Here is a 22,166-nt window from a genome sequence, read left to right as displayed (position 1 = left end):
ACACGAGAGGGCAGGGTCCTCTTGATATCGCCATTGATCTTCCCGTTTCTGAGATACGGAGTTTTTGGGTGTCGCAATCTGAGCGGATGATCGATATCGCGGGTGTCCACAAGACATTCGTCGCGGACCACGGAACGGTGACGGCGCTCGAGCCGGTCACGATCACCATCAAGCAGGGTGAGTTTATCTCGATTGTCGGTCCTTCCGGCTGCGGAAAGTCGACGCTACTGCGGTTGATTTCCGGACTCGATCACGCCAGCGGCGGCACGATCACGCTCGATACCGCCGGTCGCAAGCGCCCGGTCGGCTTCGTTTTCCAGGAGCCCGTCCTGCTGCCGTGGAAAACCATTCTCGAAAACGTCCGCTTCCCCCTCGATACCGCCGGCGTTTCCCGCGCCGAGGCCGACAAGGTTGCGCTCGATCTCATCAAGATGGTCGGACTTGCCGGCTTCGAAAAGGCGCTGCCGCGCCAGCTGTCCGGCGGCATGCGCCAGCGCGCCGCGATTGCCCGTTCGCTCTCGGACGATCCGCCGATCCTTTTGATGGACGAGCCTTTTTCGGCCGTCGACCTGATGACGCGTGATACGCTCAACGACGAGCTGCTGCGCATCTGGCAGTCGACCGGCAAGACCATCCTGCTCGTCACCCACAGTGTCGATGAGGCTGCCTATCTGGCCGACCGCGTCATGGTCATGACTGCGCGTCCCGGCAAGCTGAAATGCGTTCACGACGTCGATCTGGCCCGCCCGCGCGGCGAGGACACCAAGCTCGATCCTGCCTATCATGCGCTGGTTGCCCAGCTTCGTCGCGATCTGCGCACGCCGGGTGTGGCGCAGGGCGAGGGGGCGCACTGATGATCAGGCGCTTCACCGCTTGGATCGATTATGCGCTGGCACTGGCCGTGCTGCTCGGCGCCTGGTGGTTCGCCACCGGCCCGATGGCCATGCCGACCTATCTCCTGCCGTCGCCGCTGCGCACCTGGAATGCGCTGGCCGGTATCGCGATGAGCGGCGAGCTCTGGCTGCATCTCGGTTTCACCGTGCAGAACATCGTGCTGGGGCTCATCCTCGGCCTCGTCACGGGTATCGCGCTCGCCTATGTGATGACGCGCTTTCCCAAGCTCGCCATCTGGGTCGATGGCCCGCTTGTCATCCTTCAGACCGCCCCAAAAATCGCGCTGGCGCCGCTGTTCGTGGTCTGGTTCGGTTTCGGCATCCTGGCGAAGATAATCCTGATCTTCTCGCTGGTCTTCTTTCCGGTGTTCATCGGCGCAGTCGCCGGTTTCCGCACGCTTGATCCGAAGATGAAGGATCTGTCCAAACTTCTCGGTCTCGGTCATATCCAGCGGTTCCGCCAGATCGAGCTGCCGTCGGCAATGCCGGAAATCTTTGTCGGCCTCAAGATCGGCGCGGTTCAGGCGCTGGTCGGCGCGGTGCTGGCGGAATGGATGTCGGGCAAGCTCGGCCTTGGTTACCTGATGACCTATGCCGGCGCGACCTACAAGACGCCGCTGCTGTTTGCCGCAGTCCTGCTGACGGTCGTGCTGGGCCTGCTCATGCATGTCGTCCTGACCATGCTCGAAAACCGGCTTCTGTCCTGGAAGGGTGCCAAGCGATGACAAGTGCAGCCTTTCCCTGGAAGAACGGCCGCCCGCCGCATCTGCCTTGCGGTCCCGGCGATATCGCCGAGAATGTTCTCACGCCCGGCGATCCCGATCGCGTGCGCCTGCTGGCCGACATGCTGGAAGACGTGACCGATTTCGGCCGCAAGCGCGAATTCGCGCTCATCACCGGCACGTTTGAAGGTCAGCGGCTGACGATCTGCTCCACCGGCATCGGTGGTCCCTCGACCGAGATTGCGCTGGTCGAACTGGCCATGCTCGGCGCAAAACGCGTCGTGCGCATCGGCGGCATGTCGGCGCTGGTGGCGAATTATGCACCCGGCTCGTTTGTCGCCGTCGATCGCGCCCTCGGCGATACCGGCACCGCGCGCACCTACCGCGCCGCCGGCGGTGAAGCCAAGGCCTCGCCCGCGCTCGTGTCCGGTCTGGTCGATGCCGCGGCCGAGCTGGGGTTGACCTGTCGTCCCGGCATGGTCGCCTCCACCGACAGCTATTATTTCGGCCAGGACCGCCGTTATCGCCCCGTCGATGACGGGCAGGATCTGTCCGGCGCCTTCATCGACGGCTTTCTGGCGCAGGGCGCTATCGGCGTCGAGATGGAGAGCGAGATCATCATGACGGTCGGCAGCGCCATCGGGCTCGAAACCGGTTGCCTGCTCGGCGTCCACGGAAACCGCGCCACGGACGAATGGCTCGACGATTACGAAGCCACCCAGCGAAATCTCCTGCGCATTGCAGGACGTGCCTTCTCGAAACAATGAACAAAAAGGGGATCACAACAATGTTCAAGTTCCGCGTCACCACGGCAGCAAGCCTTGCCGCCCTGATCACCTCGCCCTTCTTCGCCACGACGGCGGAAGCCGCCGACAAGGTGATCCTGCAGATCGACGGCGCCGCCGCACCGTTTTATGCGCCGCTTTATGCCGGCGTCGAGAAGGGCATCTTCGAGAAGAACGGCATCGAGGTCGAGTTCATCTATGCCGCCGCCGCCGACATCCTCACCAACATCGCCGCCGGCAATGTCGATTTTGGTTTCCCGAACGGTGATGCCGTTGTTGCCGCTGCCGCCAATGGTCTGCCGGTCAAGGTCGTCCACACGACCTACCAGCGCGGCATCGGCGCGCTTCTGGCCAAGGAAGCAAGCGGTATCAAGACCTACAAGGACCTGAAGGGCAAGAAGATCGCCGTCACCAGCCTTGCCAGCCCGAACTACCTGCAGCTGCAGGTCGGCCTCCAGCAGGCGGGCCTGACGCTCGATGACGTCACCGTCGAAGTCGTCGCCACCGGCGCCATCGTCCAGTCGCTGCAGGCCGGTCAGGTCGATGCGATCGTCTTCTCCGAGCTTCGCAAGTACAATCTCGAAGCCGACGGCACCAAGATCACCATGATCCTGTCCAACGACTTCCTGCCGTCCTTCGGCAATGTCGTCGTCACCAGCGACACAAAGCTTGCCGAAAACGCCGACGTCGTGAAGCGTTTCACCACCGCCGTCACCCAGTCCTATGAATGGGTCATCGACGGCCACGTGCCGGAAGCCCTCGACATCGCGCTCGAAAAATACGCCCCGACCTGGCCGAAGGATCAGAAGCCGATCCTCACCACCGCCTTCGAAAAGACCTTCGTTCCGTCGGTCTGGCAGAGCGCGCTGACCAAGGAAAAGGGTCTCGGCGCAGCCGATATCGCCGGTTGGCAGAAGAACGCCGATATCCTGGTGCAGTTCAAGGTGATCGACAGCGCGCCGAAGGCTGAAGACTTCGTCGTCGATCCGTCCATGATCGGAAAGTAAGCCTGATGATTCTGCGTGGCATTGCGGGTCTGATCGCGACCCTCGTCCTGTGGACGGCAATCGTCTATCTCTTGGATGTCCCGGCATTTCTGCTGCCGGGCCCTGTCGAAGTGTTCAACCGTATTGTCTTCCTGTTCGAAAACGCCAAGCTCGCCCGCCACATCTGGGTGACGCTGTCGGAAATCGTCGCGGGCTTCGTGTTCGGAACCGCCGCCGGTATCTTTGCCGGCGTGGTTTTCGCACGTTTCCCGCGGGCAGAACGCTTTGCCACGCCGCTCATTCTGCTTTTGCAGACCGCCCCGAAAATCGCCATCGCGCCGCTTCTGCTGTTGTGGCTCGGCATCGGGCCGACTCCCAAAATCGTGCTGATCGCCATCGTGACGTTCTTCCCGGTCATGTCCGGCATGGTGACGGGCCTGCGTTATGGTGAAGGCAGTTTCCGCGATCTCGCCGCCGTGCTGAAACTCAGCCCCTGGCAGCGGTTCCGCCATATCGAACTGCCCTCGGCGCTGCCGTCGGTTCTCGCCGGAATGGCGGTCGCCACCACGTTGGCCATGACCGCCGCTGTCATCGGCGAGCTGATCGGCGCCAATGAGGGGCTTGGTTATCTTCTGTCGTCCGGTCAGGAGAACAGCGACACGTCGGTGGTCATCGGCATGGTCATTCTGTTGTCGTTGATCGGCTGGGCCTTCTACGAAGTCATCGAACTGATCCGCCGCCGTTCGCTCGGCCGGTTTCAGCTTTCGTGAGATAAAAAATGGCACGCGTATTCCTCTGCGTTCTCGATTCCGTCGGTTGCGGCGGTGCGCCCGATGCGGCACGTTATGGTGACGAGGGCGCCAACACGCTGCTGCATATTGCCGAAGCCTGCGCCGAAGGCCGTGCGCAGGATGGCAGGAGCGGACTGCTGACGGTGCCGAACATGGATGCGCTTGGCCTTGGCGCGGCGATCACGCGCGCCTCGGGCAAGACAGCCCCTGGCCTGTCGGCCGTGCCGACCGGTCGCTACGGCGCAGCGCAGGAAATCTCGGCCGGTAAGGATACCCAGTCCGGCCATTGGGAACTGGCGGGCGTGCCTGTCGAGCGTGACTGGCATTATTTTCCGCGTACCGAGCCGGCTTTCCCTGCCGATCTGATGGCGGAACTGGTGTCACGCGCCGGCATTGCCGGCACGCTTGCCAACAACCACGCCTCCGGCACCGAAGTCATCGACGCCTTTGGTCTCGACCATATCGCGACCGGCAAGCCGATCGTCTACACATCTGCCGACAGCGTCGTGCAGATTGCCGCGCACGAAACCCATTACGGGCTCGACCGACTGCTGGAAACCTGCCGGATCGCCGCGGACATCTTCCATCCGCTCAATGTCGGCCGCATCATCGCGCGGCCGTTCGTCGGTGAAGCGCCGGGCAGTTTCACCCGCACCGCCAATCGCAAGGATTTTGCCATCGCACCGCCTGACGGCACGCTCTGCGACCGGGTGGTTGCTGCCGGCGGTTGCGTGCATGCAGTCGGCAAGATCGGCGACATTTTTGCGATGAAGAGCATTACCGGCGTCTCCAAGGGCAAGGACGACATGGCCCTGTTCGACCACGTCCTTGACTGGACGGGCAAGGCGAAGGACGGTGATCTGGTATTCGCCAATTTCATCGAGTTCGACAGCCTCTGGGGCCATCGTCGCAACGTTTCCGGTTATGCCCGTGCACTCGAAACCTTCGATGCCCGCCTGCCGGAACTGACGCGTCGCCTGCGCGAAGGCGATCTTCTCATCATCACCGCCGATCATGGCAATGATCCGACCTGGCCGGGGACGGATCATACGCGCGAGCGCGTGCCCGTGCTTGTCACCGGGCCGGGCGTCACGGCATCGCCGCTGGGCATCATCGCGTTCGCGGATGTGGCGACCATGGTCGCCGTGCATCTCAACTTGGGTTAGAGCATCGCCGACTTAATTGTCAGCGCGTCCCTCGTCCTCGAGGATACGGCATCGCCAAACATATCGACATCAGGCCGGGTGTCGCGCCCGAACTGACGACGCCTAACGCGCGGCAGGGAGGCGAATGCGAAACGGCTGTAGCGAGATCTTCAACGGCCGTATGCGCCACGACCTGCTCCGTGAGAGCCTGTTCTTCGGACAGGATCATGCCTGCAGCGCGATTGCAGAATGGTCGACAATCATAACAGTTTCCCGGCCGCACTCATCGCTCGGATACCGGACCCCGGCAAACTATGCCGGGGTCTGCGCCACGACTGGCTCAACGCCGCGCATTGTGCGAACGTCGCGGTTCCGCCGTGTTTCGAACCTCCAACCTCGCCATCTGGGGTATCCAGAACCGCCAAGGCGCTCATTGCAGCTGGATTAGACGTGGTGGCAAGATCTTGGGCCACAGGTCATTTTCCGACGAGAGGAACGTTACTGGTCGAAAACAAATGGCTGGTCGATGTCGGAAGCGGATTGGGATTGCTTGCGCTCTTAGACGTATTATGACAGCCAAAACAGCCATTCTGGAATGCGGGCCGTATGCCTTGCCCTACTTTCTGGTGATAGGTTTCCATCGTCGTATTGGCGAGAAGGAGCGAGCCGACCTGCTGACTATTGTCGGCCGGTGCGGAGGGTATCGAACCATTGCGGGTCCAGACCGCTCCAACCTGTATATAATTGGAGCGCAGGTCCTTTCCGGTTGGCGTGTTGGCGAGCATGTAGTCGATATTGGTATTCAATGTGAAAAGCTGCGTGTTGTTGTTGGCTGACGCTGGCTCAGGCAGGCTCCCCCAAGGGTTGACACGGTAGGTATTGTTCGGGCCAACGACGTTGCCTTGGGTTGCGACGACATTGCCAGCGTTATCGACCGTCATTTGAGGCACCAGCGCCCCGTCCTGCGAGCCGTTGGGCTGCATGAAATTCCACTGCCCGGCAGAGTTATAGGGCACAGGAACGGCTGGCGCTTCAATGGGCTGGTCGAGCGGAGGCATGAACGACAGATAATAGGTATTGTCCGGTGCATTCGATTTGTGCTCGAATGTTGCCCAGACCATTTCCGGGTGCCCCTGAACCGTGCCGACCACATGCATGCCGACCAGTGCGAGCTGTTTGGTGACAGTGGCAGGCGTGCCAATTGTCCATTTGGCTGCGCCTATTGCACCCTGATAATTGGGAACGTCGGCGGTAATGGTGACATAGTCCGTCAGGCTGCCATTGACTTTCGCGGCATCAATCCAGGACGTCTTGATCTCCATGGTCAGCGCTTCAGCGTCTTTTACGGCGGCACCCTTGCTGGTCACATAGTTCAGCAACGCATTCAAATCTGCCGCGGAATTCGGGAATTCCGACGTTTGAGGCAAAGCGCCGTTGGTAACAGCGGTGTTGAACCAGGCGTAAACGTCATTGGTGTGAACGGCATAATAGACAAGTGAGCCGTTCAGCGACATGAGAGCATCGCCGCCACCAGCCTGGCCGCCCGGCTGAATATTCTCGGCCAGCAGACCCTTTACCACCATGTTATTGACCGTTGAGCGAAACGAGGTGATCTCACCGGATTTGTCGCTTCTTAAAAATCCGGTGTTGTCGCCCTGGATATAGATGCCTTGCCCCTGCTGGTTGAAGTTGACGTTATAGAATTGTGGAGATGTTATCGTGACGCCGCTCCCGGATGGCGAGGTCAGCCAGAGAAACATCTGCTGACCCCATTTATAAAAGTCGCACTTGGTATTGTTTTGGGGGAACGCTAAACTGTTGGCGAAAACGATCGGGCCATCCTTGGCGATCTTATTGTTTGCAAACCAACTTTGAAACTCTGCGGGCCCGATGGAACAGCTCGCTGCCGGGTTATACTGGGCATGTGCAGTGCCGCCTAAAGCGAGAATGGCTGACGATAGAATCAACATCTTTCCAAACATTGCGAACCTCCAAAATGTGAGAAAACCACCAGAGGTTGTCCTATCAAAAAATCACCAGTGCGGTAAGCTATTTTCTACTAAAGGTAGTATTTTTTGTTACTTCTCCAACTATGCGTCTGTCGGAATGACTGTTTTTGGGTCAACGTCGCCGTCCCGGCTGATCACCTTCGAGAGGCTGCTAAAGAAAGCAATCTAAGTGTTTGGTCCCGGCGTTTGGTGGACTGGCTCGAAAGTCCAACCTGTTGGTCTCCGCGCCGAACTGAGCCGGTTAGGCGCATAAGGGGATGCGGACTAAAACCTGGATCACCAGGAGTTAGTTCATGTATTCCCACGCTGACAGAATTCGCTGAGGAACTGGTATCGCGAATACCAGCAGCATCATGACCTGCGCGTTCGTTGTGCGGCTCGCGCACCGAAGTTTTCCGAGGCCCAGAAGGGGGCGGCGATTGAGCACTACCGCACTCAGGATCGCTTTATCTCTGCAGCGATGAGGGCGTTGGGTTATCCAGGTCGCGGGACTTTGACAGCATGGGTTCGAGAGGCGTTTCCGGAGACGAGGACATCGATCCTTAGTTGGGGCAAGGTTTTGCGCCTTTGATGACAGCGCCCTGAAGACGAGCCGCCTGCGCGAAGGCGATCTTCTCATCATCACTGCCGATCACGGCAATGATCCGACTTGGGCTGGTACGGACCATACCCGCGAACGGGTGCCGGTGCTGGTGACCGGATCAGACGTCACGCCGCAGCCAATCGCGTTTAATTAAGTCATGCGCGACGTTCTAAGGAGCGCTTGTGTCGAATGATCATCACAAACAAAAAGATGTGTGTGACGACGAGTGCTCGAAAACGCAAGCCGCAGCGAATGTTGCAGCCTACGTCTATCAAAGCCCATCATCCTGATGGTTATGCACCGATAAGTGTCCAAAACTTCCTGATAGAAACCAGTACTCTCTTCGGACTGACCCGACGAACATTTGCAGCGGGACGCCATCGGCAGCTGCATGCCGGGCTGCCCGATCTAGTTTTTTGGAGCTGATGTCGGCGGGTCTTTGAGGTGACCCCGACATAAGCTATATGCAGCTTGGTTGTCTTGAAGAGTCTCTTGCTGACCTTTTGATGGAGCGCCTTGGTCTAACTAAGTTAAGGGATAAGCCCGGCAAACTCGAACTTGGTGCCGATCTGACCGCTCCGAGTTTGACGGGCCGAAAACGTCAGGGGCTGTTGCTGGCCTCAACATTCATTTGCAGGAATAATTGTGAGCGCCACCGAAAACTTTCCGCCCGTTGTCTACGCTATCGCCGACGTCCATGGACGCGCCGATCTTCTCGGCGCGATGCTCGATTACATCGCCGAGGAATCGAATAAACTCCAATCCAAACCGGTTGTGATCTTCCTGGGCGATCTGATTGATCGTGGCCCTCATAGTCCAAAGGTCCTGGATCAGGTCTGTTCGACACTCGACCTCTATCCTGGGTCCTGCCTGATCCTTGGTAACCATGACTTTTACCTACGTGAGCTCCTTCGTGGGACGCTCAGGGATGAGGATGCCGTCAACTGGATGGATTGGGGAGGTACCGCGACGGTTAGCGCATATTCCAGTCACCCAGTGCCCGCATTCGAAAACATCGCCGCAGATATACGCCAAACCTTTCCGCACCATGTGGATTTGCTGGATCATGCACGGACATTCACCGAGATCGGGCGCTTCTGCTTCGTTCACGCCGGCATACGTCCCGGCATTCAGCTCGTAAATCAAGATGCCTATGACTTGCGGTGGATCCGTGCAGGTTTTCTTGACCACGTCGACGCTCATGACCACATCGTTTTGCATGGTCACACAATCACGCAATCCCTTCGGCCGGAAGTCTATTCAAATCGTATCGCCTTGGATACCGGAGCATATCGCTCAGGACGCCTGAGCGCTGCCGTAATAACCGAAGATGCGCTCTCACATTTCCTTTGTACCGAATTGGCCGAGAGCGGCGCAATTGAAGTCCGCGAGTGGCGAGCAACGGAATAACAAGACATGGAACCCTTCTTTCGAAGGCCCTTTTGTTGAGCCGGGGCACCAACAGCTGAGTTGCATAATGGCGGTCAGATAAGGTCGTAAGACTGTGCTCGCCGTTTCAAACCTATCGACAGCTGTAGGATATGTCCTGCCTCAAGGCGGGCAATGCGGCGTCCTGTCGTCCGAAACCTGTTGCTACTGGACGCCTTTTGATGAAATTATGCCGACCTAGGGCTTTTGTTCTCGATCCGCTTACGTGGTCCTGAAATGAGGCTGCAATGCTGCAGCCAGACGATCGGCGATTGCGGTCATCGTACCGGCATTGCCGCCTTGCGCCGTCACGAACTGAGTCCCGATCCTGAGCGCATATCCGCCCGGTCTTGTCGGGTCGGCGCAGGTGCCGACAAGGATGCCCTGTCGCTCGAGCGCCAGCATCGCCTGCGCAGGCGGCGTGGCGGGATCGATGGGAACCAGAACCTGATGGGTAAAGGTTTCGCCTTCCTTTGGTGCGATTACCGGCACGCCGTTGGCGGCGAGCCGGGCTGCGAGGACCTTCGAATTCGCGCAGATTCGTTGCGCATAATCCCGGCCGTTCGCCGTGGCTTCTTTCAGGGTGGTCAGGAATGCGGGCAGTTTGCCTGCATCGTAATTGGCCGACAGAGTGCGGTCGATGAACCGGGCCAGATGCTCGCCGTCAACCGGATCGCGGCCTGCTACCAGGCTATGCGGCCGGCCGGGCAGGGTCTTGTAGGTGGAACTGGTGATGATATCGACGCCCAGCGTCAGCGGGTTGGGAAAAGTGCCGCCTGCGATCAGGCCGGAGACATGCGAGGCATCGAAGATCGTCTTCGTGCCGACGGAGCGGGCAGCCTCGACGACCGGGCCGATATCGTCCGGCTTGATCATCACGGAGCGGCCAAGCATCACAAGTGTGGGATGCCGTTCGCGAACGAGATCGGCCGCTGCCCGGGCATCGAGACAGACGTTGACTGTATCGAAGGGCAGGTCCTCGACCTCCAGCCCGGCAAGTTCGGGCGTGCCGCCGCGCCGTTGGCTGAGATGACCGCCATGGGCGGCGGCCGGTGCCAGCAGCAGGTCGCCTGGCTTAGAAAAGGCGTGGAACACGGCGAGATTGGCGATCGTGCAGCTTGGCAGACGCGGCTCGGCCCATTGCGCACCAAACAGCTGGCAGATCTCGGCGCGGATCGCGACTTCCAGGTCGGAGACCAGATCCGTATCCGGCTGCTCCTTGGAAAAGCTCGGCCCCATGGCAGGATAGGCGCTGAGTGCCGGCGTGTAGGCCAGTTGCGCCGCAGCACTTGGAAGATTGGCGCCGGCATAAAGAACCAGCCTGTCGTTCGCCAGCACATCGCCGCGCGCGGCCGCCATCGTCAGCAAGTGCTGCTCGTTGGGCATTTCCATTCCGATATCCTTCATTACGGGCATGTGGCGGTTAGTGGACGAGAATTTTCGACAGAAACTGCTGAGCGCGTTCGCTGCGCGGCTTCCCGAAGAAATCGTCCTTGGCGGCATCCTCGATGATCTCGCCGCGATCCATGAAGATCACCCGATTGGCAACCTTGCGGGCAAAGCCCATCTCGTGGGTGACGACCATCATCGTCATGCCTTCCCGCGCCAGTTCCACCATGACGTCGAGAACCTCGTTGATCATCTCCGGATCGAGCGCCGATGTCGGCTCGTCGAACAGCATGGCGATCGGGTCCATGGCGAGCGCACGGGCGATGGCGACGCGCTGCTGCTGCCCGCCCGACAACTGACCGGGAAACTTTCGCGCATGATCGATGAGACCGACACGCTCGAGCAGCACCATGCCCTTCTTTTCAGCCGCCGGCCGTGGCCGTTTGAGCACCTTGCGCTGGGCAAGCACGAGATTGTCGATGATCGACAGGTGCGGAAACAGTTCGAAATGCTGGAACACCATGCCCACCCGGGCGCGCAGCATCGGCAGATTGGTCTTCGCGGAAGAAACGCTGGTGCCGTCGATCAGGATCTCGCCGCTGTCGATCGGCTCCAGACCGTTGACAGTCTTGATCAGCGTCGACTTGCCCGACCCCGACGGGCCGCAGACGACGACGACTTCACCTTTCGAGACGGATGTGGTGCAGTGGGACAGGACCTGAAAGTCGCCGTAGGATTTGCTGACGTCGTTGAGTGTGATCATGGTTCTGGCCTTAACGGATGATGGCAACGCGCTTCTGAAGGCGGCGGGCGGCGTGGGATGCGAGAAGCGAGATGACGAAGTAGACGGCAGCCGCGAACACATACATTTCCAGGAGGCGGCCATCGCGCTGGGCGATCTTTGCGGCGGCGCCGAGGAAATCGGTGATCGACAGCACGTAGACGAGCGAGGTGTCCTGGAAAAGGATGATCGTCTGGGTGAGGAAGAGCGGCAGCATGTTGCGCATGGCCTGCGGCAGAACGACATAGATCATCGTCTGTCTCTCGGTCATGCCGAGCGCCTGTGATGCCAGCGATTGGCCCTTCGGCAGCGACTGTATGCCCGAGCGAACGATCTCGCAGAAATAGCAGGCCTCGAAAAGCGTGAAGGTGATCACGGACGACCAGAACGGATCGACACGGACCGGGCTGGACGCACCCGTCAGCCACTGGGCGAGGAACGGCACCAGAAAGTAGAACCAGAAGATCACCAGAACCAGCGGCAGCGAGCGCAGCACGTTGACATAGCCGGCGGCCATTGCCGACATTGCGCGGTAGCGCGACAGCCGCATGATCGCCAGCATCGTGCCGAACAGGATGCCGCCAATCGTGCTAAGCACCGTCAGCGTCAGGGTAAAGCTCATGCCCGTGAAAAACAGATAGGGCAGGGCGTTGATGACGGTTTGCAGGTCGAAGCCGGTCAGCATGATCAGCGTCCCTTCACGGCGTTGCGGCGGTTGCCATAGCCCGGCACGACGGCCAACCCCTCGACAGCCCGCATGGCGAAGACGATGACGAGATTGAGAGCCAGATAAAGCGTCGTCGCGGCGGTGAACGCTTCGAAGATCTGAAAGCTGTTTTCCTGCATGGCGCGGGCGGCGCCGGTCAGTTCCATCAGCCCGATGGCGAGCGCAACGGACGTGTTCTTGGTGCAACTGAGGAATTCGGAGGTGATGGCCGGCACCACGATGCGGTATGCCATGGGCAGAAGCACATAGGCATAGGTCTGCGGCAAAGTCAGGCCGAGCGCCTGTCCGGCCATCTTCTGGCCTTTGGACAGACTTTCGAGACCAGCGCGAACGACTTCCGCGACGCGCGCCGCGTGATAGCAGCCCAAACAGATGACGGCCGTGTAGAACTGCGCGTTCGGCAATTGCTTCATCCACATTCCGGCATCGCGCGGAAGGATTTCGGGCAGGACGAAATACCAGAGGAACATCTGCACGAGCAGCGGGATGTTGCGGAAGATCTCGACGAAGGTGGTCGCGCTCCGCTGCATCCACGGAGAGGGCGCCGTGCGTCCCACGCCGACGACCGACCCGAGCACGAGCGCGATCGCAAAAGCGCAGAGCGCGGTGGCGATGGTCCAGCCCAGCCCCCAGAACAGTGTCGTCAGATAGGTGTTTGTCCCGTCGAGCGAGGGCTCGAAGAAGATCCACCAATTCCAGTTGTAATTCATTGCCGTATCCGTCACTCGCAGGCTGGATGACGACCCGGCCTGTTGCCGGGCCGGATCGTCACATCGTTCTGTCGCTTAGCGATAGAGATCCGGGTTCGGATCGTCGGTCGGGTTGGCGATGACGTTCTTGAGCTGGGCGGACATCGGGAAGTTCATGTTGATGCCACGTGGGGGGATAGGCTGGGTGAACCACTTGTCATAGATCGCGTTGATCTCGCCGCTCTTGTAGAGACCTTCCAGCGTTGCGTTGACGAGGCTCTTGAACGCATCATCGTTGCGACGAAGCATGATGCCGTAAGGCTCGACCGAAAGCGGGTCGGTCGACATCTGATAATCGGCGGGTGCTTTCGAGGTCGCAGCTGCACCGGCGATAGAGACGTCGTCGAAGATCAGGGCCACGGCGCGATCGGTTTCGAGCGTCAGCATGCCCTCAGCCAGATCCTTGGCAGACAGGATGGTAAGGCCGAGGCCGTCGGCGGTATTTGCGGCATTGATGACCTTGACGCTGGTGGTCCCGGCAAGCGTGACGACCGTCCTGCCCTTGGCATCGGCCATGCTGGCGATCGGAGCGTTTTTCTTCGACAGAATGCGAACGCCAGCGACGAAATTGGTGGTCGAGAACGTGACCTGTTTCTGGCGGTCGGCATTGTTGGTGGTGGTGCCGCATTCCATGTCAATCGTGCCGTTGGCCAGCAGCGGAATGCGCGTCGTGCCGGTAACAGGCATGTAGGAGACCTTGATGTCGGGCTTGCCCAGCTTGGTTTTGACCGCCTCCACGACCTGCGCGCAGAGGTCCATCGCATAACCGATCGGCTTCTGCTGGTCGTCGTAATAGGAGAATGGCACGGAGCCGTCGCGGTGACCGACGACGATCTCGCCGCGCTCCGCGATCTTGGCAAGCGTGCCGCTGTCCTGGGCTGTTGCCGTTGCCGCGGACATCATTACGGCAAGAAATGAAAGCGTCAGTTTCTTCATTGTCATCCCCTTTTGTTGGAAGCCCGATGGACCTGACTGGCCGGCTAGAAGCGGTGGCCCGGACATTCGAGGAGAAAATGACGAGAGCGAGCAAACCGGTCAACAGAAATTGCATAATGAATAATGAATTCATTTTTTGAGATCGTTTTATGGGCAGATTGTCGCCGAATGCCTGTATGATGTGCTGTCCAAGACGATTTTTTGGGCGCCCGAGCCGCGCTGGGTCTGACGATTAGATATCGGACACGACCACCTCGCCGAGATCCTTCACGGAGTGACGCACCATTTCGGCAGTGTTCATCACATGCCGTCGCATCACTTCGGACAGTCGTATCTTGTCGCGTGCGGCAAGCGCCGAGATGATATTTTCATGGTCATCGACAGCCTGCCGCCAGTCCTGTGGGCGCTGGCGCACGGTATGGCGAATGTTGCGGATCTTCAGTTCCAGATTGCCATACAGTGTCGTCAGTGACGTGTTTTGCGCGGCCTCGAAAATCGCGAAATGGATGAGCCTGTTGAGGCGTGAATACTCCAGCCGCTCAGCCCGCTCGTAAGCCGCAATCATGGCCACATGCAGTGCCTGGATGTTTGCCAGTTGTTCCGGTGAGATGGTTTCACACGCCAGTTCGCCGGCAAGCGCTTCTAGGCTTGCTATGATCGGAAACAGTTCATGCAGTTCCTCGTCGGAGATCATCACCACGCGGGCGCCGCGCTGGGGCAAAAGTTCGATCATGCCCTCTGCAGCCAAAGCCTTCAGCGCCTCGCGCAGTGGCGTGCGGGATATGTCGAACAGCAGACAAAGGTCACGCTCGGAAATCTTCGCGCCCGGCTCCAGCTGCCCATCGACAATCATGCCGCGCAGGTGGTCGACAATTTCGCTATGGAGCGTTTTGCGCCGGATCGGTCTGACATCTGCCACAGCGAAGGTCTCCTGTCGGGATACATTTCACCTGCTCTAACGCTCGCGGCCAAGTGTGGCAACATTGGCGCGGCCATGTCCCGCCGCGGGCTCATCCGGAAACATCCGCGCAAACATCTGCCACGTCTTGGTCTTTTCCTGGGACGGTTGGCCAAGCTGGCAGACAATCGTCAAGCCACGCGTTATCACCTCGCCAGCAGATTAAACGTTTACTAAACATTGTTGATGCAGGAACATTCAGGTGGGGGGCAGACATGGTTACCATCAAGGAAATCGCAAACGCCGTCGGCGTGTCATCCGGCACGGTTTCACGCGTCCTGAATTATGATCCGACCTTGTCTGTTTCCGCCACCAAACGTCAGGCGATTATCGAGGCGGCCGAAGCGCTCAACTACGAGACGCCCCGCAATCGCAATCGCGGGAATGGGTCTTCCCATGCGGGTGGCCCATCGCTTTCACGCCTCGTCCTGGTGCATTTCCTGGAATCGACAGAGGAATTGGCCGATCCCTATTACGTCGGCGTCCGTCTCGGCATCGAGAATCGCTGTAAGGATATGGGCACCGAGATCGCCAAGATCTATCACGGTGAACAATTGCCAGATCAGATCCTCCTGCAGGGCGCGTCGGGCGTGATTGCCATCGGCCAGCACAAGCAGAACGAAATTGACTGGCTGCAGAATAATTGCCGCAACATCGTCTTCGCCGATTTCAAACCCAGGCGTAATGACCTGGATTGTGTATACAGCGATCTGAACGAATCCACACATATGCTGCTTGATGACATCGCAGCACTTGGTTACAGCCGCATCGGGTTCATTGGCATCAGTGGACCCGCCGATGGGCTATCTATCCCCCGTTACGGCACGCGCGGTCAAGCTTACGTCGATTGGCATAAGCGCCGGGGTCTGTTTTCTCCCGAACTCCTGATGCTGGGGGATGTCGCCGACACCGGGCAAAATCTTCGCCTTGAAGCCGGCTATTCTCTCGCAAAACACGTCCTTCAACAGGGGACGAGGCCGGACATCGTCGTTGTCGCCAACGACAATATGGCAATCGGCGCGTACCGGGCGTTTCAGGAGGCCGGTCTTTCGATCCCGGATGATATCGCCGTCGTGTCGTTTAACGACATTCCTGTGGCGCAGTTTCTCAATCCTCCCCTCTCCAGTGTGCGCATTCGGGGAGAGCATATCGGCGAGGCAGCTGTTGAGCTGCTGGTCGAACGCCTTGCTGGCAGGGATTACACCAAACGCGTCATCATCCCCACTCGCATGATTTGGCGAGAAAGCTGCCGCCATCCATAACTGTGATTACCAGTTCGGTCCGGACTTTGTCTCCGAAGTAAATATTTACTAAAATATCTTGTTGTTTTTTCTTGTTGCGATAGTCTGCCCTGGTCCCGGCGGATGACCAGTGCTGCCACACTGTAGCTGTCTGGAGTCACTTCGCTGTTTTGGCGACTGGGATTCGACCGCCGCGCCGTATGGCAGGCGTTTACGCAAGCAGGTTTTTTGATGCGCTCCATTTATCTCTTGAACGACGACTGGATTTTTCGTGAAGGTTTCGATCAGTCATTTCCTACCGGTCTTATTTCGGGCGAGAGCGTTCGCCTACCGCATAATGCCTGCGATCTGCCGCTCAACTACTTTGACGAGAAGGCCTATCAGCAGCGCTATACCTACCAGCGTTATTTCGCCTGGCGGCCTGAATTCGCCGGCCGGGATGTCTCCATCGTCTTCGATGGCGCCATGGCCGATGCTGTCGTTTGGGTAAATGGTGTTGAGGTCGTCGCCCACAAGGACGGATATACACCGTTCGAAGCGCGGCTGACCGGTCACCTGATCGAAGGCAACAATCTGATCACCGTACGTATCGACGGGGCGGAAAACCCGCTTATCCCGCCCTTTGGCGGTCGCATCGATTACCTGACCTATGCCGGCATCTATCGCGATGCATGGCTGAAGGTGACGAGTCCGGTGTCCATCGAGAACATGAAAATCGAAACACCGGTTGTTTTGGACACCAAAAAGACGGTGACTGTGAGGATCGATCTTCGTGCCCCGACGGATAGCGTCGTCGATGGCACACTGACGGTTTCCTTGAAGGGAGTAGCGGGTGACGTCGTCGCTTCTATCGATCAGGCGGTGAGCACCACCTCGGAAACGGTCTCTTTCGTCAATATTCCTGGCCTGTCATTGTGGGAACTGGACAATCCTGTTCTTTACGAGGTCGAGGTTGTCCTCTCTACCGCCAGCGGCACCGACAATATGTCGTCGCGTTTCGGATTCCGCACGGCGGATTTCACGCCGGAAGGTTTTTTCCTGAATGGAAAGTTGCTCAAGATCCGCGGGCTGAACCGCCACCAAAGCCTGCCTTATGTCGGATACGCGATGGGCCGCCGCGCGCATGAGCGTGACGCCGAGATCCTCAAATACGAATTGAAATGCAATCTGGTGCGCACCTCGCATTACCCGCAATCGCCGTGGTTTCTCGATCATTGCGATCGGATAGGGCTTCTGGTTTTCGAGGAGATCCCTGGCTGGCAGCATATCGGCGGCGAGGAATGGCAGGTCGAAAGCGTGCGCAATGCGGAGCGCATGATCCGCCGCGACTGGAACCACCCCTCGATCGTCATCTGGGGCGTGCGTATCAACGAGTCGCCGGACAATCATGCGTTTTATGCTGAGACCAACAAGGTCGCGCGGGCGCTCGACCCGACCCGCCAGACTGGCGGTGTGCGCTGCATCACCGACAGCGAATTTCTCGAAGACGTCTACACGATGAACGATTTCGTGCTGGGTTCTGAAGAATTGGCCGGTGCAAATCACGGCCGTATTGCCCTGCGCGATCAGCGGGAATGCACAGGGCTGGAGAAAAAGGTGCCATACCTCGTCACCGAATTCGGTGGCCATATGTATCCAACCAAACGCCACGATCAGGAACAGCGACAGGGCGAGCATTCGATCCGGCATCTTGAGGTTCTCGATGCCATGTACGGCGATCCGTCGATATCCGGCGCGATCGGCTGGTGCATGTTCGATTACAATACCCATAAGGATTTTGGTTCCGGCGATCGCATTTGTCACCATGGCGTTCTGGACATTTTTCGTGAGCCGAAATTTGCTGCCTATGCCTACAAAAGCCAGTGCGATCCCTCTGACGAGATCGTCATGAAGCCTGTTTCGGTCTGGTCGCGGGGGGAGCGCGATATCGGCGGCATCCTACCGTTTATCGTTTTGACCAATTGCGACGAGGTTGAGATCTCCTACGGATCCGTGCGCAAACGTGTCGGCCCGGACCGTGAACGTTTTCTGCATCTGCCGCACCCACCCGTCGTTATCGACCACCGGCATTTTTCAAAAGACGAACTCGGCATGTGGGGCATGGCACTGCAGCATGGAGAGCTGCGTGGTTTCATCGATGGCCGCGAGGTTGCGTATTTGAGGCTGCTGGCCAATCCGGTTCCAACTCTGCTTGAGGTCGTGGCCGACGAGCATACCTTGCCGGCTGCCACCAAGGATCAGGTCCGCGTCATCGTCCGCGCGCTCGATCAGGCCGGCAATATCCTGCCCTATCTCGATGAGCCCGTGAATGTCACCGTCTCCGGCGCGGCCCGGTTGCTAGGACCCGAAACGATCGTGCTGAATGGTGGCACCGTCGGATTCTGGCTGGAATCGACGGGGCAGGCGGGTGAGGTGGCGGTGACGGTTTCGTCGCCGCGGTTTGAGCCACAACAGCTGTCTCTCGTCACCATCTGACCGGGAAAGGTGGACAAGCATGCGCCGAACCGGTGTGCGGCGACTTCCCATGAATACGACCAGACCGGAATGACAAGGTCTGGCGAAGGAACGGCAGTCCAAATGGCAATGCCGAAATTACAGAGCCATGGAACTACAAACAGGGGAACGTTCATGAAGATCAGACTTGCATTTCTTGTGTCGACCGCGCTCATTGCAGCGAGCAGCATGGCCTTCGGTGCCGGGACCGGTGGCGTCATAGATGTCGCTACCATCGGCGAGCCGCCGACACTCGATCCGATGGCGTCGACAGCGGACATCGTCGGCATGACGACGCAGCATATTTTCGAAACGCTTTTCACCTTCGACGAGCAATGGAACGTTGTGCCGCTTCTGGCGGAAACGATGCCGGCCATCTCCGATGGCGGCAAGATCTATGATATCGCCCTGCGTCAGGGGATCAAATTTCACGATGGGTCAACGATGACATCCGCCGATGTTGTCGCCTCGATCGAGCGCTGGATCGCGATTGCCTCGCGCGGCAAGCAGGTAGCGGCCTATATCGACAGCGTGAGGGCGCAGGGCGACAATGCCATCCGCATCACGATGAAGAAGCCCTATGCGCCGCTTCTGTCGCTTCTTGCTTTCAACAATTCTGCAGCAGTTATCATTCCTAAAGCCAATCTCGCCGATCCGCTGACAAAGATCATCGGTAGCGGGCCGTATATGCTGAAGGAGCGCAAGGCCGACCAGTATATCCAGGTGGTGCGCTTCGATGGCTACACGCCCCGCAAGGAAGCCGCGAACGGTCTGGGCGGAGCCCGAAAGGCAATCCTCGACGAAATCCGTTTCGTGCCCGTTCCGGATGCCAATACCCGTCTGGAGGGCGCGATTTCCGGGCAGTTCGACTACGCCGACTCGCTGGCGCCTGAGGGGTACGGCCGGCTGAGCGCGTCCACGGCATCCGACCCCGTCGTGCTGAAGCCCTTTGGTACGCCGATTTTGCAGATGAACACCAAACAGGGGGTGCTGAGCACGAAAGAATTGCGACAGGCCGTTCAGGTTGCGCTCAATCCCGAAGACATGTTGCTGGCCGCTTTCGGTAATCCGGAGTTCTTCACGGCGACGGGTGCCTATTATCCCGAGGGGTATGCCTGGCACACGGACGCCGGCGTTGCCCGATACGGTACAGGCGATCCGGAAGCCGCTGCCGAGTTGATGAAGCAAGGCGGCTATGACGGCAGGCCGATCCGCATCCTGACAAGCCGCCAATACGAGTTCCATTACAAGATGGCCCAAGTCGCCGCCGAGTATCTAAAGGCATCAGGGTTCAAGGTCGAGCTGGAGGTTTTCGACTGGGCGACGCTTACCACCCGCCGTGCCGATCCGGCGCTCTGGGATATTTTCATCACCCATGGTCCATTCCCGCCGGAACCCGCATTGAACGGTTGGATGTCCGACAGCTATCCTGGCTGGTGGGCAACACCGGGCAAGGCGAAGGTCATTGAACCTTTTCTGACGGAATCCGATCCGGAAAAGCGCAAGGCGCTTTGGGCAGATGTGCAGACGACCTTCTACGAGGAGGCGCCTGTCTTCAAGGTTGGAGATTTCAATGCCCTGGCCTCCAAGGGAAAGATGCTTCAAGGCCTGCATGCGTCTCCATGGCCATATTTCTGGAATGTCAGTACCAACAAGAAGCACTAGTTCGACTGCAGGCTGGCGGGAGGCGGTAACGGCACATTCGTGCCGAAATCGAAGCCCGCACGGCTTCCAATCAACTCAGCAGTCAGCTGCTTGATTGCTACGCTCGGATAGCAACGTCGCGCGGATACCTGCTATGACTTGATCGACGACCCGCTCTAATTCGTCACGTGTCGCACCGTCTCGAGCCTGCACGGAAAGGCCCTGCAGGACGGTCACGAGATAACGTGCGAGAGTCTCAGCGCGAGCTGTATCGATCCAGCGAAGCAGGGCTTGGGAGATTGAGTGCCGCATATCATCCCGCCGCGCGGTCAAGTCCCTCGCCAGCTCGGAATGTGCTGGCGCACTTTGCAGCATTCCACTCGACACCATACAGCCTCGTTCCCCCTCAATTGATGTCACAGCGTCGACTGCATTGCGCAGAATGGTTTCGACAGCTTGTGGTATATCTGTCGCGAGGCCGAGATCGGTCAGTGCGCCCTGCATCCGGAAGTAATGGTCCAGCGCCTCACGGTACAGTCCTGCTTTGCTGCCGAACGCGGCGTAGAGACTCGGCGGAGCAATGCCGATTGCCGAGGTCAGGTCGTTGAGCGACACCCCCTCGTAGCCGTTGCGCCAGAACAGGCGCATGGCGGTATCGACCGCCTCGTTCCTGTCAAAGGTGCGGGGACCGCCGCGCCGCTTCCGAACAATCTTATCCATAGTGATCACTAAAGGGCAGTTGACATCAAAAAGCAAGTCGCCGATTTTTAGCGATCGATACGAATAATGTGATGGCCGTCGCACTCGATTCCAGCTTCGAGGACAAGTCTCTACAGAAAAGCATTTTTTTAGAATGAAATTCAACAAGCTAATCGGACTGGCGTGCGCGCTGAGCGTGGCGGTTCTGGCGGTATTTTCGGCCTCGGTTGTAGATGCTGCCAATGAGAACTATGGTTCCTCCCATCAAGAGCTAAGCCGTCATCGGTGCGAGTGGTCGGTCTGTGGCGGCTTCGTTGTCACTGCGGGAAGCGCATCTGTGGTTGACCAAATCATCCCCCTGCACCCGAGCTTATCGATATATCGAATGCAACCGGCCACGCGCCAGGGTAGCAGGTTCGCCCAAGCAGGCAGACTAGGCGCGTCTATATTCGTTTGGCCTCAGAGAGGCTTTCCGAAGCCGCGCAGTATGACTGCAATTACGCGCTCTACCGCGCTTTTGTTGAGTTCGAACCGAGGTGTTTGCGGCAAGGTTTCACCGGGTGGCGTCATCAGTTGTTCGAAGCGACGCGAGACGGGATCGAGGTTCGCTAGAAGATGGACGGACGTGCCACGGGCGAACTCGTAATTCCAGATGACATCTTCCAGGTCGAGTTCAGGAAAGGTTTTCTGCATCGCGTTGATAAAGCGATGTGCAGCATGGCTGTTGATCGTGAAATTGTTATATCCGGCGCGGGCATCGACGCGCATCTGGAAAACGTTTCGAACGTAAAGGCTGCCGCCGTCGTTGGACCGGGAGGCGGTCAGGATCGGCTCTATCAGAGCCTCGAGGATCTGGCGGGGTGTCAGAGCCGTGCCACCCGCTGCCTCTTCCATTTCGGCAAGGCGTAAAAGGCGCTGCTGATTGACGTCGCCGGTGATCTCCTGCGTGGCAAGACGGACAAGCGCATCCTTCGACTGAAAATAATAATTGACCGCTGCCGTATTGGCGCCAGACGCCTCGGTGATGTCGCGCACGGTCGTACCCTTGGGGCCTTTGCGCGCGACGAGTTCTTTGGCAACGCTCAGGATCGCATCGCGCGTTTCGCTCGGTCGCCTCGTCGCGTCTTCTTCGTCCATGAAGGTCTCCATCCCTGTCTCCTCTGTCTTCTTTGTTAAGGGATGCTCTAGCGAAAAAAACAGGCTTGCA

The 22,166-nt window shown here is 58.8% G+C and carries 20 protein-coding genes and 2 pseudogenes; 13 read left to right on the top strand and 9 right to left on the bottom strand.

The window, feature by feature from the left end; all coding sequences use genetic code 11:
* Nucleotides 1-68: 68 nt before the first annotated feature.
* The 7 genes and pseudogenes from AAIH70_RS29570 to AAIH70_RS29540 form a co-directional block, all read left to right on the top strand.
* Complete coding sequence (locus AAIH70_RS29570) at nt 69-854, top strand: ABC transporter ATP-binding protein (RefSeq protein WP_132278088.1); 786 nt, start codon at nt 69-71, stop codon at nt 852-854.
* Nucleotides 854-1,618, top strand: coding sequence for an ABC transporter permease (locus AAIH70_RS29565; protein WP_132278090.1), 765 nt, complete (start codon nt 854-856; stop codon nt 1,616-1,618). The genes AAIH70_RS29570 and AAIH70_RS29565 overlap by 1 nt, the downstream gene beginning before the upstream one ends.
* The gene (locus AAIH70_RS29560) at nt 1,615-2,382 is read left to right on the top strand and encodes a nucleoside phosphorylase (RefSeq protein WP_132278092.1); all 768 of its coding nucleotides are present in this window, start codon (nt 1,615-1,617) and stop codon (nt 2,380-2,382) included. Before AAIH70_RS29565 ends, AAIH70_RS29560 begins: the two co-directional genes overlap by 4 nt.
* A 20-nt stretch (nt 2,383-2,402) precedes the next feature.
* Nucleotides 2,403-3,407 carry an ABC transporter substrate-binding protein gene (locus AAIH70_RS29555; protein ID WP_132278094.1) on the top strand — a complete coding sequence of 335 codons (1,005 nt, stop codon included), beginning with the start codon at nt 2,403-2,405 and terminating at the stop codon, nt 3,405-3,407.
* 5 nt (nt 3,408-3,412) lie between these two features.
* Complete coding sequence (locus tag AAIH70_RS29550; protein ID WP_132278096.1) at nt 3,413-4,156, top strand: ABC transporter permease; 744 nt, start codon at nt 3,413-3,415, stop codon at nt 4,154-4,156.
* An 8-nt stretch (nt 4,157-4,164) separates the two neighbouring features.
* On the top strand, nt 4,165-5,343 hold the full coding sequence (locus tag AAIH70_RS29545) for a phosphopentomutase (protein ID WP_132278098.1): 1,179 nt from the start codon (nt 4,165-4,167) through the stop codon (nt 5,341-5,343).
* Between the two features lie 109 nt (nt 5,344-5,452).
* Nucleotides 5,453-5,766 (top strand): annotated as a pseudogene (locus AAIH70_RS29540) (integrase core domain-containing protein); the annotation flags it as partial.
* Nucleotides 5,767-5,798: 32 nt separating this feature from the next.
* On the opposite strand, the gene AAIH70_RS29535 reads toward AAIH70_RS29540, so the two are convergent.
* Nucleotides 5,799-7,304, bottom strand: a complete 1,506-nt coding sequence (locus tag AAIH70_RS29535) for a hypothetical protein (protein ID WP_132278102.1) — start codon at nt 7,302-7,304, stop codon at nt 5,799-5,801.
* A 337-nt stretch (nt 7,305-7,641) separates the two neighbouring features.
* Here AAIH70_RS29535 and AAIH70_RS29530 point away from each other — a divergent pair.
* The 3 genes and pseudogenes from AAIH70_RS29530 to AAIH70_RS29520 form a co-directional block, all read left to right on the top strand.
* Nucleotides 7,642-7,881, top strand: a pseudogene (locus AAIH70_RS29530) (IS3 family transposase); the annotation flags it as partial.
* Nucleotides 7,882-7,912: 31 nt separating this feature from the next.
* Nucleotides 7,913-8,068 (top strand): hypothetical protein, encoded by a 156-nt coding sequence (locus tag AAIH70_RS29525; protein ID WP_430037575.1) that lies wholly within the window; start codon nt 7,913-7,915, stop codon nt 8,066-8,068.
* 491 nt (nt 8,069-8,559) lie between these two features.
* Entirely contained in the window at nt 8,560-9,324 is a 765-nt protein-coding gene (locus AAIH70_RS29520; RefSeq protein WP_132278104.1) for a metallophosphoesterase, read from the top strand.
* Nucleotides 9,325-9,564: 240 nt separating this feature from the next.
* Here the strand turns inward: AAIH70_RS29520 and AAIH70_RS29515 are convergent, their stop codons facing one another.
* The 6 genes from AAIH70_RS29515 to AAIH70_RS29490 all read right to left on the bottom strand — a co-directional run bounded on the left by AAIH70_RS29515 (nt 9,565) and on the right by AAIH70_RS29490 (nt 14,843).
* Nucleotides 9,565-10,734, bottom strand: coding sequence for a glycine hydroxymethyltransferase (locus AAIH70_RS29515; RefSeq protein ID WP_132278106.1), 1,170 nt, complete (start codon nt 10,732-10,734; stop codon nt 9,565-9,567).
* A 31-nt stretch (nt 10,735-10,765) separates the two neighbouring features.
* The gene (locus AAIH70_RS29510) at nt 10,766-11,494 is read right to left on the bottom strand and encodes an amino acid ABC transporter ATP-binding protein (protein WP_132278108.1); all 729 of its coding nucleotides are present in this window, start codon (nt 11,492-11,494) and stop codon (nt 10,766-10,768) included.
* A gap of 10 nt (nt 11,495-11,504) precedes the next feature.
* Nucleotides 11,505-12,197, bottom strand: coding sequence for an amino acid ABC transporter permease (locus AAIH70_RS29505; RefSeq protein ID WP_132278110.1), 693 nt, complete (start codon nt 12,195-12,197; stop codon nt 11,505-11,507).
* 2 nt (nt 12,198-12,199) lie between these two features.
* Nucleotides 12,200-12,949, bottom strand: a complete 750-nt coding sequence (locus AAIH70_RS29500; protein ID WP_132278112.1) for an amino acid ABC transporter permease — start codon at nt 12,947-12,949, stop codon at nt 12,200-12,202.
* Nucleotides 12,950-13,024: 75 nt separating this feature from the next.
* A complete protein-coding gene (locus AAIH70_RS29495) occupies nt 13,025-13,930 on the bottom strand; it encodes a transporter substrate-binding domain-containing protein (protein ID WP_207908291.1) in 906 nt (301 codons plus the stop codon).
* A gap of 226 nt (nt 13,931-14,156) precedes the next feature.
* Nucleotides 14,157-14,843 (bottom strand): GntR family transcriptional regulator, encoded by a 687-nt coding sequence (locus tag AAIH70_RS29490; RefSeq protein ID WP_207908292.1) that lies wholly within the window; start codon nt 14,841-14,843, stop codon nt 14,157-14,159.
* Between the two features lie 254 nt (nt 14,844-15,097).
* On the opposite strand from AAIH70_RS29490, the gene AAIH70_RS29485 reads away from it, so the two are divergent.
* From AAIH70_RS29485 to AAIH70_RS29475, 3 genes are all read left to right on the top strand, one after another.
* Nucleotides 15,098-16,144: a LacI family DNA-binding transcriptional regulator gene (locus AAIH70_RS29485; RefSeq protein WP_132278116.1), complete on the top strand. Its 1,047-nt coding sequence runs from the start codon at nt 15,098-15,100 to the stop codon at nt 16,142-16,144.
* 210 nt (nt 16,145-16,354) lie between these two features.
* The gene (locus tag AAIH70_RS29480; RefSeq protein WP_132278118.1) at nt 16,355-18,598 is read left to right on the top strand and encodes a glycoside hydrolase family 2 protein; all 2,244 of its coding nucleotides are present in this window, start codon (nt 16,355-16,357) and stop codon (nt 18,596-18,598) included.
* A gap of 153 nt (nt 18,599-18,751) precedes the next feature.
* Nucleotides 18,752-20,281 carry an ABC transporter substrate-binding protein gene (locus AAIH70_RS29475; protein WP_430037560.1) on the top strand — a complete coding sequence of 510 codons (1,530 nt, stop codon included), beginning with the start codon at nt 18,752-18,754 and terminating at the stop codon, nt 20,279-20,281.
* Between the two features lie 75 nt (nt 20,282-20,356).
* Here AAIH70_RS29475 and AAIH70_RS29470 read toward each other — a convergent pair whose 3' ends face one another.
* Nucleotides 20,357-21,202 (bottom strand): TetR/AcrR family transcriptional regulator, encoded by an 846-nt coding sequence (locus AAIH70_RS29470; RefSeq protein WP_348639731.1) that lies wholly within the window; start codon nt 21,200-21,202, stop codon nt 20,357-20,359.
* Nucleotides 21,203-21,418: 216 nt separating this feature from the next.
* Nucleotides 21,419-22,096, bottom strand: coding sequence for a TetR/AcrR family transcriptional regulator (locus AAIH70_RS29465; protein WP_165932100.1), 678 nt, complete (start codon nt 22,094-22,096; stop codon nt 21,419-21,421).
* Nucleotides 22,097-22,166 lie beyond the last annotated feature (70 nt).

It is taken from the genome of Neorhizobium sp. BT27B, assembly GCF_050455485.1.
In the GTDB taxonomy this organism is placed as follows: Bacteria; Pseudomonadota; Alphaproteobacteria; order Rhizobiales; family Rhizobiaceae; genus Neorhizobium.
The sequence above is the reverse complement of the archived record's forward strand: the minus strand, read 5'-3'. Positions and strand labels throughout refer to the sequence as shown.